The organism is Sulfuricurvum sp., assembly GCF_041651515.1.
Taxonomy (GTDB): domain Bacteria; phylum Campylobacterota; class Campylobacteria; order Campylobacterales; family Sulfurimonadaceae; genus Sulfuricurvum.
The window spans coordinates 235,646-253,613 of sequence record NZ_JBAZJF010000002.1 but is presented as its reverse complement, the minus strand read 5'-3'; the positions used below and the strand labels follow the sequence as shown (position 1 = coordinate 253,613).

General features: G+C 42.8%; 19 protein-coding genes, 2 tRNA genes and 1 pseudogene. 7 read left to right on the top strand and 15 right to left on the bottom strand.

Going from position 1 to position 17,968, the window contains the following annotated elements; genetic code table 11:
* The first annotated feature begins 47 nt into the window (after positions 1–47).
* The gene (locus WC407_RS04440) at positions 48–884 is read left to right on the top strand and encodes a prephenate dehydrogenase (protein WP_373021363.1); all 837 of its coding nucleotides are present in this window, start codon (positions 48–50) and stop codon (positions 882–884) included.
* Here the strand turns inward: WC407_RS04440 and WC407_RS04435 are convergent.
* The 6 genes from WC407_RS04435 to WC407_RS04410 all read right to left on the bottom strand — a co-directional run bounded on the left by WC407_RS04435 (position 881) and on the right by WC407_RS04410 (position 5,650).
* A complete protein-coding gene (locus WC407_RS04435) occupies positions 881–2,071 on the bottom strand; it encodes a tetratricopeptide repeat protein (RefSeq protein WP_373021362.1) in 1,191 nt (396 codons plus the stop codon). The genes WC407_RS04440 and WC407_RS04435 overlap by 4 nt on opposite strands.
* Positions 2,068–2,829, bottom strand: a complete 762-nt coding sequence (locus WC407_RS04430; RefSeq protein ID WP_373021361.1) for a hypothetical protein — start codon at positions 2,827–2,829, stop codon at positions 2,068–2,070. Before WC407_RS04430 ends, WC407_RS04435 begins: the two co-directional genes overlap by 4 nt.
* On the bottom strand, positions 2,810–3,205 hold the full coding sequence (locus WC407_RS04425) for a hypothetical protein (RefSeq protein WP_373021360.1): 396 nt from the start codon (positions 3,203–3,205) through the stop codon (positions 2,810–2,812). The genes WC407_RS04430 and WC407_RS04425 overlap by 20 nt, the downstream gene beginning before the upstream one ends.
* Complete coding sequence (locus WC407_RS04420) at positions 3,205–4,035, bottom strand: DUF58 domain-containing protein (RefSeq protein ID WP_373021359.1); 831 nt, start codon at positions 4,033–4,035, stop codon at positions 3,205–3,207. Before WC407_RS04420 ends, WC407_RS04425 begins: the two co-directional genes overlap by 1 nt.
* Positions 4,035–4,982, bottom strand: coding sequence for an AAA family ATPase (locus WC407_RS04415; RefSeq protein ID WP_373021358.1), 948 nt, complete (start codon positions 4,980–4,982; stop codon positions 4,035–4,037). The genes WC407_RS04420 and WC407_RS04415 overlap by 1 nt, the downstream gene beginning before the upstream one ends.
* A 149-nt stretch (positions 4,983–5,131) precedes the next feature.
* Complete coding sequence (locus WC407_RS04410) at positions 5,132–5,650, bottom strand: hypothetical protein (RefSeq protein ID WP_373021357.1); 519 nt, start codon at positions 5,648–5,650, stop codon at positions 5,132–5,134.
* Positions 5,651–5,955: 305 nt separating this feature from the next.
* Here WC407_RS04410 and WC407_RS04405 point away from each other — a divergent pair, with 305 nt between their 5' ends.
* Positions 5,956–6,207, top strand: coding sequence for a type II toxin-antitoxin system RelB/DinJ family antitoxin (locus WC407_RS04405; protein ID WP_295012412.1), 252 nt, complete (start codon positions 5,956–5,958; stop codon positions 6,205–6,207).
* A complete protein-coding gene (locus WC407_RS04400; protein ID WP_373021356.1) occupies positions 6,204–6,476 on the top strand; it encodes a type II toxin-antitoxin system YafQ family toxin in 273 nt (90 codons plus the stop codon). The genes WC407_RS04405 and WC407_RS04400 overlap by 4 nt, the downstream gene beginning before the upstream one ends.
* Here the strand turns inward: WC407_RS04400 and WC407_RS04395 are convergent.
* From WC407_RS04395 to dsbD, 8 genes are read right to left on the bottom strand one after another with little or no spacing between them, the layout of a single operon-like run.
* Positions 6,465–7,562, bottom strand: coding sequence for a hypothetical protein (locus WC407_RS04395; protein WP_373021355.1), 1,098 nt, complete (start codon positions 7,560–7,562; stop codon positions 6,465–6,467). The genes WC407_RS04400 and WC407_RS04395 overlap by 12 nt on opposite strands.
* Positions 7,543–9,081: a VWA domain-containing protein gene (locus WC407_RS04390; RefSeq protein ID WP_373021354.1), complete on the bottom strand. Its 1,539-nt coding sequence runs from the start codon at positions 9,079–9,081 to the stop codon at positions 7,543–7,545. The genes WC407_RS04395 and WC407_RS04390 overlap by 20 nt, the downstream gene beginning before the upstream one ends.
* On the bottom strand, positions 9,078–9,989 hold the full coding sequence (locus WC407_RS04385; RefSeq protein WP_373021353.1) for a VWA domain-containing protein: 912 nt from the start codon (positions 9,987–9,989) through the stop codon (positions 9,078–9,080). Before WC407_RS04385 ends, WC407_RS04390 begins: the two co-directional genes overlap by 4 nt.
* Positions 9,990–10,007: 18 nt before the next feature.
* Positions 10,008–10,604: a pentapeptide repeat-containing protein gene (locus WC407_RS04380; RefSeq protein ID WP_373021352.1), complete on the bottom strand. Its 597-nt coding sequence runs from the start codon at positions 10,602–10,604 to the stop codon at positions 10,008–10,010.
* Positions 10,601–10,993: a thioredoxin family protein gene (locus WC407_RS04375; protein ID WP_373021351.1), complete on the bottom strand. Its 393-nt coding sequence runs from the start codon at positions 10,991–10,993 to the stop codon at positions 10,601–10,603. Before WC407_RS04375 ends, WC407_RS04380 begins: the two co-directional genes overlap by 4 nt.
* A 49-nt stretch (positions 10,994–11,042) precedes the next feature.
* Complete coding sequence (locus WC407_RS04370; RefSeq protein WP_373021350.1) at positions 11,043–12,290, bottom strand: OprD family outer membrane porin; 1,248 nt, start codon at positions 12,288–12,290, stop codon at positions 11,043–11,045.
* Positions 12,291–12,303: 13 nt separating this feature from the next.
* Positions 12,304–12,696: a thioredoxin family protein gene (locus WC407_RS04365; protein ID WP_373021349.1), complete on the bottom strand. Its 393-nt coding sequence runs from the start codon at positions 12,694–12,696 to the stop codon at positions 12,304–12,306.
* Positions 12,693–14,495, bottom strand: a complete 1,803-nt coding sequence (gene dsbD / locus WC407_RS04360; protein ID WP_373021348.1) for a protein-disulfide reductase DsbD — start codon at positions 14,493–14,495, stop codon at positions 12,693–12,695. Before dsbD ends, WC407_RS04365 begins: the two co-directional genes overlap by 4 nt.
* Before the next feature lie 159 nt (positions 14,496–14,654).
* Here dsbD and WC407_RS04355 point away from each other — a divergent pair, with 159 nt between their 5' ends.
* From WC407_RS04355 to WC407_RS04345, 3 genes are all read left to right on the top strand, one after another.
* Positions 14,655–15,032 (top strand): ArsR/SmtB family transcription factor, encoded by a 378-nt coding sequence (locus WC407_RS04355; protein WP_373021347.1) that lies wholly within the window; start codon positions 14,655–14,657, stop codon positions 15,030–15,032.
* Between the two features lie 190 nt (positions 15,033–15,222).
* Positions 15,223–15,298: transfer RNA gene (locus WC407_RS04350), tRNA-Lys, on the top strand.
* Positions 15,299–15,324: 26 nt separating this feature from the next.
* Positions 15,325–15,399: transfer RNA gene (locus tag WC407_RS04345), tRNA-Glu, on the top strand.
* Between the two features lie 67 nt (positions 15,400–15,466).
* Here the strand turns inward: WC407_RS04345 and WC407_RS04340 are convergent.
* Positions 15,467–16,234 carry a glycosyltransferase family 2 protein gene (locus WC407_RS04340; RefSeq protein ID WP_373021346.1) on the bottom strand — a complete coding sequence of 256 codons (768 nt, stop codon included), beginning with the start codon at positions 16,232–16,234 and terminating at the stop codon, positions 15,467–15,469.
* Positions 16,235–16,466: 232 nt separating this feature from the next.
* Between WC407_RS04340 and WC407_RS04335 the strand changes: the two are divergent.
* Positions 16,467–17,954 (top strand): annotated as a pseudogene (locus tag WC407_RS04335) (methyl-accepting chemotaxis protein); the annotation flags it as partial.
* Between the last annotated feature and the right edge of the window lie 14 nt (positions 17,955–17,968).

Below are 17,968 nucleotides of genomic sequence, written 5' to 3'. Positions count from 1 at the left end.
TAAACTTAAAATGGCTAAAATAGCACGATTACAGAAGAGGAATAGGGATGAAAATCGGGATTATGGGATTGGGATTGATGGGAGGCTCGATGGCATTGGCTCTCAAACATATCTCATTTGTCACTTCAATCGTCGGAAGTGACCACAACCCGGAGCATCAACGAATCGCATTAGAGCGAGGTTTGGTTCAAGCTATCGTTTCGTTTGATGAACTTAAGCGAGAATGTGATGTGATCTTTTTAGCTGTTCCGGTAAACGGAGTAATCGCTCTTTTAAGTGAATGTACCGATCTTTCGGGAAGCGATAAGACTCTTATTGATTTAGGAAGTACTAAAGCCCTCATCGTTGATGCAATTCCTCCCTCCATTCGTGCCAACTTCATACCTGCACACCCCATGACCGGAACTGAGCAATTTGGGCCTAAAGCAGCGATAGAGGGCCTTTATGCCGATAAAGTAGTCGTACTCTGCGATCTGGAACACAGCGGCAATGCGCAGCGCGATATTGCATTACGTATTTTTCGCTCCATCGGAATGAATGTCCACACGATGGGTGCGGCGCAACATGACCGTCATGCCGCATTTATCAGCCATATGCCTCACATCATCTCCTACGCTTTGGCCAATACCGTTTTGGCGCAAGAAGAAAAAGAGAATATTCTCACCCTTGCGGCAGGGGGATTTCGCTCTATGAGCCGTCTCGCCAAAAGTTCACCCGCTATGTGGGAAGATATTTTCCGCCAAAATCGCCAGAATGTCCTCGAAGCGGTTGAATTGTTCGAAAGTGAGCTGAAAACGTTTAAAGAAGCACTTCGCAATGAAGAGTATGCAACCCTTCGCCGTGAAATGAAAGGTGCCAATAAGCTCTATGAAATTTTTACCTAATAATCCATACGGTACAGATGGGTTTTAGGGGTATTCTCTCCCCTCTTCTCACGTGAGATTGCATTCCCTCGTTCTTTAGAATTTTCAACCCTCTTTTGCGGTTCTTGCTGCTCGATGATCGCCATCGTACATGCAAGATTGTAGCGGGTATATTCACTTAATTTCGGATCACGGGTATAAACCCGTTCATACCATGTTCGGGCTTCTTCATATTTTCCCGCCTTGAACAATGCATTGGCACGGTTATATCGGACCTGAGGGGTATCATGTATCTTTTGGTAGATAGCGAAAAGTTCCGCACTCTCAGAGTAGCTTCCTTGTGCATACAGGGTACTCGCTTCATTTAACACCCTAAAATCAACTACTCCGGCATGATTTTGAGAGGGGATGGCGACAAAAAGCAACATCGCTGATATCAAAGGGACGCTACGTCGCTTACTCATAGAAGAGAGTGCCATCCAAATCAGTAACATCGCTAATCCAAGGGGATAATAAAAAAGGGGAACCTGTGCAACAAGACGGTTTTTAACCTCCGCATTACGGATCAGTTTAAGTATCTCTCCTATCGGCTTTCCCTTTTCTATTGCTACCACAGCTATCCCTTTCCCCCCATAAATAGCACTAAGAGGGTGTGAAGAGATCAACACAAGAACTATCGAATCATCAGTATATTTGGTACGTATCAAAGATTTAATCATAGCCTGAGGGTCACTGCCATACGGGTGTATCACATCCGTATGTAACCCTTCTATTAATGCGGAAATCGTTACGTGATCAGCACTAATCGGTGCAATGCGGTAGCCGATTTTATCGTATGCAACCACTCCGATGTTCTCTTCTTTCAATCCTCTAATCAATGCCAAGACAGCCTCTTTCTCATACTCAAAACTATCGATTGATTGTCTTGAAATATCCATGGCAAGAATAACATTGCCCCGTGAATCGGGTGGTGTCTCAATCAAAACAGGCTCTGCCATCGCCGTAATCAGCAGCATAGATGCCATAAAAAACAGACTGTTACGCCCTTGAAGCCCCATCGTAATGGCGGGAGCACGGAGCCGTTCCAAAGCTTGCAGGGTAAACAAAGTGTTTTCAACCCCTTTTTGAGTGTACCAAAAATAAAAAAGGACAATGATAGGGGGGAGCATCCAGAAAAAAAATTCAGGATGAACGAACAAAAAATTCATTTCAGCCCCTTTTGATTTCGTCCGTACAGATACGAGAGCATTGCCATAAAACCGAAAAAGAGGGGATATATATAAAAATAATCCACATATCGATGTTCTTGCTGAGGGATCAATGCAGGGTGATTCCGGTGAATCGACTCAAACCATAAGGAAAGATTACCCTCCGGTGAATAAGAGGTTTCTATCCCCTCAGGAAAAGAAGCGAGAGATTTTTGGGAGTCGCGTGAAATAACAATAACCCATTTCGCCCGCTCCTGTGATGCATTAAAAAAACGGCTGACAGGGGGTCTTATAAACGCTTCATCATGACCGCTAGGAATTTGAGCGAGGATAGATTTAAGAACATCGTGCTCGTAGGTCAGCGGAATACTCACCCCGGATGCACCCGGTACCCATAACCCGATTCCATCATTTGGCCGTTTATCTATAAATTGCTCCACTTGCGCAATCACGTTTCGATCAATCATTGCAGGTTCTAAGATGAGGAGAATGTCATATCCCCCTCCTCCATGATACATAATTTCTTTATCCTTCACCGGTGACATCAGGGCGACGATAAATAAGCTAATCATCCCCCACTTGGACAGCCACATCCACCAAAGAGGTTTTACCCCCGATTCACCGAAGTGTGCCGTATTAGGAAAATAAAGCGCATTGGAGCGCAGGGGGCATAATGTCTCACACGCAAGAAAAAAAAAGAGGAGGAACCCCAGCTTCGGAAACTGAAAATAGATCCCCTCAAGCATCAATAATCTCAAGGTAGAGACGATAATACCCGATAGTCTCCTGATCAATTTTATTCACAGTCGGTGCATATTTGTAAGGTTCTAGACGCTCGAACAGATTCTGGTACACACTTGCCGTCCTCTCGTTATCATGCGCAAAACGGTACCCTATCTCACTGATCGCATAAGCCGCCCTCTTGGGATCGGAAAAATCAATTGCTCCCAGCTGTCTATAGAGTTGTTTTCGCTCATTCAGGCGACGTGATCGATATTTTTTCAGTAATAGCACCACTACACTCACCGAAATCGCCAATCCTATAACAACCAGTGCAATAAAGTAATAAAGCGAATAATCGGGTACCTCGACAAGCGGCATAATATCATTCACGGGAATATCGGTACTTTTCATCATCGTCCTTCAAATACTCGACGCAACGTTACCGAAGAGGAGGCATCAGTATAGAGCTTAGAAGCTCGAATACCGTCACGTCGAAAACGCTCAAACAAAGCCGCATCGTGTTCGCGCACCTTTAGAGCATAACGCTTCACACTCCGCTCGTTAAAATCCCCTTCCAATACTGCACCGTTTACCGGATCAATCAATGCCGTATATCCCATTGCCTCCGGTTTCTCTTCGAGACGGTCTCGGACTACCAATGCAACCACTTCATGTTTTTTTGCCAATAATCTCAGATCGGGAATATCGAAAAAATCGCCCAACACCACTATCAAAGATCGTCGTTTAAGCTTTTTATACAAAATATTCGCCATCGCATTGTAATCGGCGCGCCGATGGAGTAACTCCGAGCCCATCACCTGCTCGACGCTCATTGCAACGGCAAAGTGTTTTTTACTCGATCGTACCTCATCCACCAAGCTTTCCGAAAAAGTATAATGGGTATAAAGATCACCGTTGCTAATCGCCGAATATCCTACCAAGGCAACAGCTTCGGCAACACTCTCGATTTTAAATTTATCACGCCCGAAATGGAGGCTTCCACTTAACATTGCTACCGTTACCACGTTAAGTTCGCGCTCTTCACGAAATACTTTGACATAAGGACGCTGCATCTTGGCCGTAATATTCCAGTCAATATGACGTGTATCATCGCCCGGTATGTACTCACGCAATTCAATGAAGTCATACCCCTCCCCTCGAAACAAAGAGGGGTTATTACCAATACGGTCATTAACAATTTGGCGACGCGCTTTTAAAAGGATGTGGCGGCTGTTTTTCATTAGGGAATAGGTACGGCTTTAATAATTTTCTCGATCACATCATCGATGTTAATCCCCTCCGCTTCCGCCTCATAGGTCAGAACAATACGATGACGCATCAGCTCTTTGATAATGCGTGCAATGTCACTTGGTGTGACAAAATCCTTACCGTGTAAAAATGCCACGGCACGGGTCGCTTTAAACATATCGATACTCACTCGAGGACTGGCTCCGAACTGAATGTAGCGTTTAACTTCGGAAAGTCCGAATTTTTCGGGTTCACGGGTCGCGGTGACGAGGGTAATCATATAGCGCTCAACCTCTTCATCGATATGGACAGCACTAACAGCAGCTTTTAGCTGCTCAAGCGTTTGAGGATCAATCACGGCATGTATCGTTTCACTGTTAGCCGAAGCAATACGGCGGGCAATGGCAAGTTCCTCGTCAGGAGTATTGTAACCGACGTTGATTTTGAGCATAAACCGATCCAATTGTGCTTCGGGCAGAGGATAGACCCCCTCGTTTTCGATCGGATTCTGCGTCGCCATAACCAAAAACGGCGGCGGGAGTTTAAAGCTCTCATCCCCCAGCGTTACCTGACGCTCCTGCATCACTTCGAGCAGTGCCGACTGCACTTTTGCCGGTGCACGATTGATCTCATCGGCGAGGAGAAGATTCGTAAAAATCGGCCCTTTTTTGATCTTAAACGCATTATGCTGAGGGTCGTACACTTCAGCCCCTAAAATATCCCCCGGAAGAAGATCGGGGGTAAACTGCACCCGTTTAAATCCCAATCCTAATGTTTGAGAGAGGGCTTTAACCGTCGTCGTTTTGGCCAATCCGGGAATCCCCTCAATGAGGATATGCCCTTCGCACAACAAACCGATCAGCAATCCATCGATCATATTTTCCTGACCGACGACGACTTTGGCGACTTCGGAGCGTATTTTATTAATTATATCTATCATAGTGTCACCTTTTTATCTGTTGTGAGTTTATCGTGTTTCTTTTTAGGTTTCTCTTTTCAAAGCAATCCCAATTCTTCGGAGATGTCTTTGATGAGTTTACTAAGGGGGCGTTTGTGTAAATCTTCATCTCATCATTATCGACTAAATATTCAAATCTGATATACTATTTCTTGAGTTGAAAAATCAATAATTTTTAAAATCGTGTCATTATCATGTATAACAGATGCATCTCGGGTATTTTCTACTCCCAATTTTTTAAATTCATCCTTAATATAACTTAAATTTTTGAACTGCTTGTTTTCTATCTTATCAAATCTACCTTGAATAAATTCCATCGAATATGCTAGAGAATAATACTCTCCAAGAACATCTCTTCCATTTCCATCTTCAACTTTTTCAACAGTTACCTCTCCATAAAAAGTTGGTATATATTGAAGGGTTAGAGTATTACTAGAAAGCAATTTATATGCATTTATTTCATTCTTAAATGTCTTACAAACATGTTCTTTGCGTTGTAAATTATCTTGATATTCTGAGGCAATATAAAACATCTTAATTGCTTTATTTTTAGCTTCATTTACAAATACTCGTCCATAACAGCCCATTGAGTCAAAATTGTTTAAATCGATTATATATATCTCATCATTGTAATATATTCGATGAATCATTTTTCACCTTTTAGAATATTTAACTTTATCGTTCCACTTCAGAAAAGAGTAAAGAAATCTTACCTTAGCAAATACTGCAATATAAAGCTATTCGAATTTATTTTGAAGCAAATCTCTTTTTCGCTTCACCGATTCCCATTTGCTTCGTATTTCCGTTCATAGTTCGACATACCCAAAGGACACAAGCACTCAGGGCGAACGGTAAAAAATTTATATGTGTTTTAATGGTATCTTTTGTCCCCTTAATTCATCGAAATTCTATTTTGCACCCCATTTGTGGTACAATTATAAAAAAGGAGTTTGCCATGCGTACTAGTACCAGCATCCGAATCGACAACGATGCAAAAGAGATCGCTACCGCTGTGTTGAAACAATATGGTATGAGTCTCAGTGACGGCATCAACCTCTTTTGTAAACAAGTCGCCCTCACCCACTCCATCCCTTTTGAACTCAAAGTTCCGAGCGAGCGGATGAAAATAGCTCTCCAAGAACTCGAAGAGCGCAAGGGTGAAAAATTCACCTCGATGGAAGCGTTAAAACGAGATTTACTCTCGTGAAATACGATATATTTCGGACGGTATCGTTTAAAAAAGGGTTTAAAAAACTCTCATCCAAACACCAAGAAGAGGTCTTTGTCGTCATCGAAATATTAGCCAATGGCGATGTGCTCCCACAAAAATACAAAGACCACGCCCTGAGCGGAAATTACAAAGGGTGCAAAGAGTGCCATGTACGACCCGATTTATTGCTGATCTACCGAATAAACGAAGGGATACTCGAACTTACTCTTGTCGAAATCGGCAGTCACTCTGATCTATTCAAATAATTTTTCAAGCCTTTTTTTGGCTTCGCTTAAACTCATATTTTCCGCTTCCAGTAAGCGGATTATCGGATCATAGCGTTTCTCGCCGCTGAGGGAGAGAATCTGTACCAACTCCTTGGATGTTTTGGCACTCTCCCAAAAATATTTGGTTTTACGTCGCGGACGAAATTTCCACAGACGACGGAAACCTTCTCCTAGCACCATCCCTAACAGTACCAAGCTTGCATACAAAGCATACCGTTTGAGGGTTGCCGTATCACTCAAATCCGGAGAATCGAGAAGCATTGAGGGTTCATACCCTTCGCTCACTTCAATGTGAAGAGGAGCTGTTTTAAGAATCTTAATCTGATTTTCTGCCGTATCAAACACACTCAAACTCATGGGAGCTATAACGTAAGACTTTTCGGCAACGAGTGCAAATTCCTGACGAATCTCCCCGGTATACCCTTGGGAAGAGGGAGAGATCAATTTTTGAGGCGGTTCGGCAAATATTCGCACGCCGTTAATATTGAGGTCATAGGGGACAAATTTATCTAAATTTCCAGAGCCCCGGATAAAAAGACTCAAATGGAGCGGTTGATGGGCACGAACACTCATATGATCTACGCGTGCTTCCATCGTGATATTCCCCGTCAATGCCGCACTGTTTTCTTCCGCGTGAATACTCACCACGGGAAGAGCTACCTCTTCTTCGGAGATATCATCTTTACTTAGGTTATCACGTCCTAATACCGTGTTTTCAATCGCACCGGGTGAGGTATAACGTATATCTGCTTTCATCCGGAGCTCTATCGTTCCTGCAGTTTTTGGGGTAACGAGTAAATCAATCGTATCCATTCGTTTTCCCCGAGTTACCCTCGTGTTTTGAAAGAGAACCGAAGTGCCATAAAACGGCGTATCGACGAGTTTCATCTTGGTCGAGTATTCAACCGCACTCCCATTAAACGTACACTCATACCGCACAACTCCGCTTTGACCTACCCGAAGCGATTGTGGAGATTTCAGCACCTTCCATTGATAGGTTGCCCCCCATGCCAAAGCAGCACAGGCAAACCATAAAACCATTATCCTACCAAGGTTTCGTCTCATGTACACTCCTTTGATTGATCAGCTCGTACTGACGGGAACTAAGTTTTGCTTTTCCCTGTGAGAGAGAGAGGCGAGGATCGCTTTGAACTTTTTTCCCCTCATCTCCTCCGCCGGATGAGGCCGTATCGGTTTTCATATTGCTCCCGCCCCCCTGCTTGCTCTCTTTGCGCTCCCCCGCAGGGGGAGATTGCTCTGCAGAGAATTTATCTTTTTTCTCTTTACGGACGTTAAGGGAGAGATTGTAATCCTCCATCCCCGCAATAGCACGAAGATTTTCATCCGCTTGCGGGGTATAGTGGAGCGTTAGAGATTTCAAAAATACCTCTCTGCCCTTTTCAAATTCCCGAAGCCGTATATAGCAGTTTCCCATATTGTAATAAAGGTGGGATTTAAACACGGGATTATCCGATTTAATAGCACGATAGACACCCAATGCCGTATCGTATTTTCCCGCTTTATAAAGGGCATTTCCCCGATTGTAGCGCGATTGAGGCGATGGTATTGCACCGTAAAGCTCAGCCGAACGTGCATACACTCCTTCTTTATAACTCTTTTTTGCCTGATACAATGTGATAAAATCAACTACCCCTGCATTCGCACTAATCCCAACCAATGCCAATAGCAATATGATTTGCTTGCGTATTTTCTCTCCAACAGTTGTTGTTGCGGCGAGAAAAGCAATCAATGCGAAGATAAGAGGGATAACAAAGAGCTCTTGATAGCGCATAACACTGGAGCTTCCCTGAAAATCTTCCTGCCGAGATTCATCGATCACAGAGCGAACGGCATCTGCATCAGCACCTTGTATTATTGTCCCTTTGCCGGCATGAACAAGCGATATGATCGCATCATTGCGCGAGCTCACTACGATGTGTCCCCTATCGTCTTTTAGCCATCCCCCCTCAGGAGTAGGGAGAGTACTCCCTTGTGAGGATGCCAACATCACAATACTCACCGCTAAATGATTTTTCGTGATATAGTCTGCTTCTTTTTCATACGTTGATTCATCCCCTCCGTCGGTAAGGAGTATCACAAGCGGACGTGCGGCGTGGGACATTTTACGTGAAAGTTCCAATGCCCCCATCATTTCTGTCCCTTTGGTCATAATCTGCGTCTCATCCATACCATTAAAAAGGTGCTCTAGGAGTTCCGTATCTTTGGTCAAAGGGGAAAGGACGATAGCACTGGTGGTAAAACCGATCACCCCAAAGCGATCTTGCTGGTCGCTGTGCACCAAATCACGTAACAGCTTCTTCGCCGCTTCCAAACGACTGGGAGAAATATCGGTTCCCCGCATCGAGTAAGAGAGATCGACGGCAATAATCACATCGGACCCCGCCTGCTGAACGTCCAGCGGTTTTTGCACAATCACGGGACGACTCAGGGCAAGAATCACCAGCGCAATCGATACTAAAAACCATTTTTGCTGAGCATCAAACTGCCACGTACGTCGTCCTACATAGAGATATAGAGGGATCAATACCAATGTCAAAAGCCACAAAGGAGTTAAAAAACTCATACCAACCCCCTTCTGCGCCACATCAACCACATCATCATCCCTAATGCACCTGCAAGCGGCCACTGGTAATAGTGCTCTTCAAAGGTGTGCTGTTGACTCTTTATCGACGATTTTTCCAAGGTATCGATTTCATCATACACCGCTTCAAGTTCTTTGCTATTCGTCGCGGCAAAAAACTTCCCGCCCCCATCACGGGCCAGCTGAGAGAGGAGCGCACTGTCAAACTCCCCTTTTTGACCGATTCCGATCGCATAGAGCTTGATATGATCATGCCGTACCATCGCTACCGCTTCTTTGGGAGAGATAGAGCCGCTGTTGTGTTCTCCGTCGGTGAGGAGTATGATTACCTTGGACCGGGCTTTTGAATCGCGCAGCGCACGTACGCTCATCGCGATCCCCTCGCCAATGGCGGTGTTCTGCCCCGCCATTCCGTGATTGAGATAGCCGATCATCTCAGCAATGATCTCTTTCTCATACGTAACAGGGGTGGCAATAAAAGCAAAATCGCCGAACAGTACCACACCGACATTATCTTCGAGACGCTTCATAACAAAATCGGACGCGATTTTCTGGACGATCTCAAACCGGCTCATCATTGCATTGTCATTGCTAAATCCCGAAGCGTTCATTGATCCGCTGCCATCGATAGAGAGGACCATATCAATCCCGTTACGGTTACGCGGATCGGAAAAGTCGATCACCACGGGTGTCGCGAGTGCCGCTATCATCAGCGTTACGATCAGCATCTTGATCAGCCACTCAAAATTCTTCCATTTACTCAAATTTCCAAAAAAGTGCAAATGAGGAAAATAACGTGTGTGGGTTACCCGCTTACACCGATAAAGACAATAAAACAGTGGAGGAAGCAGTAAAAAAGCCCATATAAAATCAAACGACCATACATTCATGGGTTAATTATAGCCTTTTTAGCGGCATGTCACATTGGCGTCTAAAATTGCTTCTTCTTTTTGGGCATGAGTGCATTGAACTTTGGTTAAAACGGTATCACTAAAATGGGTTTGCCACAACAACGTATGCTTCATCTTGGATGAGCGTAGATCGTTGTGGATAAATTTCGCATCCCCAAGCTCTGCATCCGTAAAATTGGTTTTGAATAGAATCGCATCCGAAAAATTTGCTTTCCAGCTTTTGGTTCCTCGAAGATCGGCAAAACGCAGATTGCTCTGTTCCAAATGCGTCCCTTTAAAATTTGCCCCACGTGCACGTATGCGAGTGAGGTCGGAGCGCTTCATCGTCCCTTTCCAAAATAATGCCCCCTCAGCATTTGCACCACTGAGATTACAGTCATTAAAATCCCCCATCTCGAACATACTTCCGCTCAGGTCAGCACCACTTAAATCACTGCCGTGAAAATCAGCTCCGCTAAAATCTATCTTACTGAGATTCGCTCCGCGCAAGTCACACCCGATACACTCTTTATCTTCCAACGCTTTTTTCAGATGCGCCGCGTCGTAAGCATGTAAAGAGATCCCTAAAACTGCCGCTAAAAAGAGGGTTCTCATTTGATCCCTCGGATACGTTGCAACTCTTTCAAAAACGGTTGCGCCCGTTTACTCCCCACCATCGTCTCTTTTTTATTTCCTGCTTTATCGATAAAAAACATCGTCGGAATCCCGAAAAAATCATATCCGTCAGGAAGCTTGCTTTTGTGGACATTTTTTTCGATAACAACGAAATTTTGACTCATATACGACTCTACTCTTTTGTCATGAAAGACTTTCGTTTTCATATAAGCACATTCAGGGCAATCATCGGTCGTATAAATCATCAATATCAGCTTATTCTCTGTCTCCATTGATGCAACCGCCGTTTTGAACTGCTCATCATTTTGGATCGTTCCACCCCAGAGGTTCAACACCGTTATACAGCTGAATATAATTGTTTTAAACATTTACAAAATCCTTATTTCTAAAAGATACATTTTACCCTTTACCATCAAATTAAAACATATAGTCAGCAATAATACGGGTATTATATTCACTATACGCATTATTTTTATACAGATTTGTCGTATTGGGATTGTAGTCAATATATCCCAAACGGCAGCGTAACCGAAATGATTTTGTCGACTGATAAGTGGCATCAAAATTATACTCATCCGAGTCAGGCCGGGGATTGTCGGTAAGAGAATTTGGATTGCTTTGTTTTGCATCGCTTTGGTTGATGTGCAAATACTTGAGTGACGCTTCAAACGTTTTGTCGAACCGGTGCGTCAGAACACCGCCGTAGGCTACTGCTCCCGCATTTTCCGTTTCCCCGTCGATCTGAAAATCGGTAAAGGTGATAAATCCTCCCCATCCCATTTTGGCATAACGTCCCCCCGTCCCCGCAAGAGATTGATTGCCGATTTGAGTGAAAAGGCCGGTAAGACTCCAGTCACCGTAAGAAAGTCCTAATTTGGTGCCGATAAGATAGGTAGAGGTTAATCCGATCAGTTCACGACCGACTCCATCCTCTTTCAGATACTGAAACGCACCTGAAATGTTAAAAAGAGAACTTGCAGAAAGCAATTTCGGCGTTTCACTTTGAACATAGAAGGCATTCATCACATCAGGGACGTAATAATCATAGACATCATTTTTCATCTCCCATTTTGAAGATGTGGCTCCGATCATCATTATGTTGCGATGAAACCCAAAATTTGCGGTTGGCGAAATAAATTGGTCGGAATCTTTATATTTCCATTTGGTAATATAAGCGCCTTTGAGTGTTACCTCGGAAAGAGTGTGATTTTCAACGCTAAGGGCTTCAAAACTGTTGGGAAGCATACGATTGTAATAATCATTCGTTAGAGGAGTGTTGAGTCGCTGACGTCCATATTTGACCACAGTATCGTCGTAGGTATACGATAAGGCGGCTTCACCGAGGACATTGATGGCACTGCCGTCACTTTTAAGGTTGCTCGTTTGTCCCGATTCGGGCATATGGGTGAGTGAAGTGATACCATTACTGGAAAAAAAAGAGGTGTTAGCCTGAATTCCATAAAGAGGTGCTGTCTGATAGCTCAATATACCGCCGACAGTGAGAGCGGTTCGATCCACTTTAAGATCACGCTCTCCATCGTACCAAAACGCACGTAAGTCCCCACTCAACTTTCCTTGCTGGAATGCATCTTCAAGATTCTCTGCGCCATAGACATTTGCAGTGAGTGCGATAAACCCGACAAGAAAAAAAGATTGTTTTATCATTTGCTCACCATCGTTATTTGCTCCGCTGCGCGTCTTTGAGCTTTTGCAAAAATCCCTCAGGAATAGCGCCTCCCATCATCATACGACCGATCGGTTTCCCATTTGAATCCAGAAAATAATACGTAGGGGTTCCTATGACCTGATAGCCGTATTTGTCAGGATGCGCTTGAACATCAATTTCAATCGGAACGAAAAAGTTTTTAACATACTCAACGACATCGTCATCTTCATAAACGGTTTTTTTCATGTAGTTGCACATTTTACACGTTTTACTTGAGAACATCAGCATGATTGTTTTGTGCTCTTTTTTGGCTTTTGCAAGCCCCTGTTCATACGAAGGTGCCCAGTCAAGCTCAGCAAAGAGGGAGCTTGTTAGTAATAAGACAGTCAAGAGGATTTTTTTCATTTTGTCTCCAAGGTTTTCATATGGGTTATAAAGGTTTCGGCATCTTTAAATCCGATTAAATCGGCACCATTCACACGTGCACCCTTCTCATCGAAAAAAATCATGGCCGGAGGACCGAAAAGGTTGAACCGTTTTGCAAGGGTCTGTTCGGCTTCGCTGTTAGCCGTTACATCGGCTCGAATCAAAACATACTCTTTCATCGCTTCAATCACACGGGGGTCTTTAAAAGTGACATGATCGAGCTCTTTGCAGGAGGTACACCAATCCGCATAAAAATCCAGCATCACTTTTTTACCTTTGTTTTCTGCCAAAAGTGCCTCCAGCTCTTCCGATGAGTGGATTATTTTAAAGCTCATATCGCTGCTTTTAGCCGAGAGGGAAGTCGCCTCCACTTCATTGGCAAAAGTCAGCGGTGCCAAAGGATTTCCCGACCCTTTGATCCCGCCATACAGCAATATCAAACCATACGCAAGGAGAATAATACCCACCCCTTTTAAGAACCCCTGAGTCCCTTTAGGATTACTTTGCAATGGCTCCAACGCTCCCAAATAAATGGATACAATGATCAGTAATGCCGATAGCAAGAGCATAGAAACAGCGGCAGGCAAAATACGGCTAAGCATCCAGATAGCGATACCGAGCATAACAACCCCGAAAACATGCGAGACCGTATCCATCCATCCGCCCGGTCGAGGCATATATTTTCCGGCACCCGTTCCGATAAGCAATAAAGGGATACCCATTCCAAGGCTCAGAACAAAAAGGGCAGCACCGCCAAGCAAAGCATTTCCGGTTTGCCCGATATAAACCAATGCTCCTGCCAACGGAGGTGCAACACACGGTCCTACGATCAGTGCCGATAAAAAGCCCATAATCGCAACACCGAGATACCCCCCCTTGGAACTTGCTTCATCAGAAGTTTTTGTAAGACGAGTTTGCCATGAGGAAGGAAGTCCGATTTTGAAGAATCCGAACATCGATACCGCTAAACCGACAAACAAAAGTGCAAAGGTGGATATTACCCACGGATTTTGCATCGCGATTTGGATATTACCTCCAAATAGCCCGGCCAAAACGCCTGCAATGGTATAAGCGACCGACATGGAGAGGACATAAACGAGTGAGAGTAAAAAGCCTCTCATGGCATTCATATTTTTTCCCTGTGCGACAATAATCGAAGAGAGGATAGGAATCATCGGAAAAATACACGGGGTAAGAGATAATAGAAGTCCGAAAGTAAAAAAAGTTAGGAGGATCAGAGGGATATTCCCTTCAATGAAAGTTTGGGTAATTTGATCCGTTTCAGAGACATGAACGGGGCTTTTTTTCGTAATCGGAACTACTTTTACAGAGCTAACATTCTCCCCTTTTAGGAGAAGTTTTGAGGTTTCAATGTTAAATTTAAACTTGACATCGATCGGTTCATAACAAAGCCCCTGCTCGGAACACCCCTGATAGCTCAGCTGCAACGTGACAGGAACCACTTTTTCTATCGGTTTGTCTTTGGCAAGTTTGATGTCAATGAGAGGGGATGCGGTAAGTACCATTTCACCCTCATGATTGACCCCCTCAGGCAAAGTGATATGGTCGATTATGACACCGCTGTTTTTTTCAAGAATAGTAGCTTTTACTTTGGATTTATAGATATAAATATGCTCACCCAGCTCAACCGTGGCATTGATGGTATCTTTCTTTTCCATATGTGCTGATGGTTTAAATGCCTCTTCAGGCATCAAAAAATTGGGTTCTCCAAACAAAAAACTGTTAAAAATCCATAACAACAAGCCAATGTATTTCATTCTTTTACTCCATTATATTAGGTGACGTCACTACCATCATAGGGTTGATGGTTTAAAATCAACATGATTATGTAAATTTTCTTTAACTATTAGGATATTAGCTAAGTAACTAAATACCTTATATGGTATAATAATAAAATCAATCTGTCAAGGATTCACATGCTCGATATGGAACAAAAGCTCAAGATTTTCAAAGCACTCAGCAATGAGACCCGCTTTTTGATTTTCAAGAATGTCTTTACCGGAGGATATACCTGCTCTTTGGATAAAAAACAGCCCGGGGTTGAGGTTAATCCTATCGCAACGTGTGTCAGCACCATCGCAGAACATTTTAATTTTTCTCTTCCGACAATTTCCGCCCATATCAAAGAACTCAAAGAGGCCAAAATTATCACCGTAGAAAAAAAAGGGAATAAAGTTTATATTGAACCTAACATCGAAACCATTCGGGAAATGGCCGGATGCTTCGAGACGTTGGTAACCAATTTTGATAACAATAGAGAACTTTTTTTCGGAGACTCGCTAACCGTTAAATAATACGGTATCTTATCGACATGTCATATTTGTGTCTAAAAAAGCTTTTTTATGATTTTTCTTCTTAATTTATTTCAACTATTGTCTCCAAAACTCTCTTTTCTCCCTTTTTGTACTATTTTAACGACTATACTATTGACAAAAAAGAGTATAGCCGCTATAATTCCCGTCCACAAAGTCGTGGAACAAACATGTCCCGTTAGCTCAGCTGGTAGAGCATTTCACTTTTAATGAAGGGGTCGATGGTTCGAATCCATCACGGGACACCATGTTTTTCTTTTTATTGTTTATAAGTGGCTCCATCATCTAATGGTTAGGATTTCAGATTTTCATTCTGGTCATAGGGGTTCAAATCCCCTTGGAGTCACCATTTACCTCCCCCTATTCTACATACTTTCAACCACTTTAAGCTCCACCCATCCATTTATCCTATCTGATTATTTGCTGTTACTGTTGGTCCATTTTTCCAATTCGAGATTCATTTCATAAAGTTTCATGTATTTATAAAAATTTGTAGCCATATGAGAAAAAGAGATTATAAGTCCAGGATACCCATCCAAAAATCCCATTTTAAGAAAATAAGTTTTAAAAAAAGCATATTTTGCATTGAGTAGTGCTTTCAAAAGTGATGCATTCTTTTTCCCAACATTGTCAGTTGCAAACAAAGTTGAATAAAGATCAACTTTCAATATAAATTCTGAAATGCTTTGATAGGTAAAATGACTAAAATAGCCGTGTAATTTTTGAATAATCAATCCATCGGTCAGTACATATTCATGTACATTATCAGAACTGTAATGTGTTAGTGTTCGGTTATAAATACGCACAATTTCATCATTTCCCCAACAATGTCGAATCTCAGTCTGTTTGTAGAAATTTTTTCTAAGGAGAGAATATACAATCTTAGGATCATTTGATAGATTCAATATTTCTTGAACAATTACCTCATTCAAAACTTCATCTGCATCAATTGATAAAATCCAATTGTTCTTTGCATAGGTTGCCGCTATGTTTTTCGTCGAACCAAAACCAATAAATTCACCTTCCACAACATTTACATTCTTGTAATGAGACGTAATTGCGACGGTATCATCTGTTGATCCATTGTTATAAATAACAATATCATCAAAATAATCTAAGCTATCTAAGCACTGTGCTAAGGTTGATGCACCATTCTTTACAATGATTACGACTGAAATATTCATTATTGTCTTTGATTAAATCATGCTTTTTATTATACGAAACATGAATTCATATTATTTTAAACGTGTAATCATATATCAATATTGATAAGGAAACATAAACAGAATATTAACAAAAACCTTTGTTCACACTAACTTCACACTTCAAAGGATACAATGCAAACTTTCTGTTTTATAAAAATTATTTCCATGAATAAATCGGGGTTAACACATGACACATTTTCTTGAACAACTGACAATAAGTGCTAGGCTGAAGCTCCTAAGTACGGTTACTGCCATCGGCATTACCATAATCGGTATAGCAGCTTGGCATGGACTCTCTACGGATCATGATTCGCTTGAAACATTAACGCAAAACAATATGCCATCTATTGTTGCCCTAAGTGAAATGGATGAGGGGATAATGGCCGAACGGGTGGCCTATCTTCGTATTTGGGTTGATCGTGAGGATAACGATCCGGGTAAATTTTCCAAAGTTCTCGAACAAAGAGAACAAGGGATGGAAAAACTCAATCAGGGGATTAAAGCCTATGAGTCACTTCCCAGCGACGATAAAGAGCAAAAACTTTACGCTGAATTTAAAGCTGAATTTGACAAGTGGAAAGCACTCAATGATAAACTGTTATCGGAGGGGTTAGAACCTCTCACACACCCGCACACCGATGCGGATCAGGCTCGGCTCTTTGCTATTATCAAACCTCTTCAAGAAGCATTTTCAGGGCACCAAAGCCTAACAACAATGGATAAACTTAAAACGGTTATTCAATACAATATTGATATGGCTTCAGCCTCCTCAACAGCTGCCCTTAATGGAAATAGCCTTGCAAAAACCATTATGGGCGTTATGTCCCTATTTACTCTTATTGTAACCATAGGATTAGCCATGGTCATTGCCCGTTCCATCACAGGAGCCATGCGGCATCTGCAAACAACCATGGATGATGTCTCACAAACCAAAGATTTTAGCCGTTCGGTTCCTGTCACATCTAAAGACGAGGTGGGAGCGACACTGCATAGTTTTAATACCTTGATCACTGCAGTCCGTAATGCGCTTGCTACCGCCAAATCAGCTTCTACCGAAAATATGTCTGTCTCTTCAGAGCTCAGCAGCACCTCATTAGCCATCGGCAAACGGGCAGAACATCAATCCGAAGTAACCGTCAAAACGTTTAACGAAGCCCAATCGATGAAACACGATTTGGATACCTCTATAAATGATGTACGCATGACTCAAAAAGAGGTCATGGAAGCGCAGCAGAATCTTTCGGATGCCCAATATGCTCTTTCTGCGATGACATCACAACTGCATGAATCGGTCGTTATCGAATCAGAGCTTAATGAGAAGCTTAGCCACCTCAGCCGTGAGGCGGATCAGGTTAAAGCCGTTCTTACCACCATCGGAGATATTGCCGATCAAACGAATTTATTAGCCCTTAATGCCGCTATTGAAGCAGCCCGTGCGGGAGAGCATGGACGAGGATTTGCGGTTGTCGCCGACGAAGTACGCAAACTCGCAGAACGAACCCAAAAAAGCCTTATAGAGACCAACGCAACCATCAATATCATCGTTCAAAGCATTATGGATATCAGTGAACAAATGAATACCAATGCGATAAAAATAAGTGAACTCGGCGACTCCGCTTCCAATGTAGAGAGCCAAATGAATCGAACGGTTGATATTGTTAATATGACCGCCCTCACCGTCAGCAAGCTCGTATCAAGCTCCGAAGTAAACGT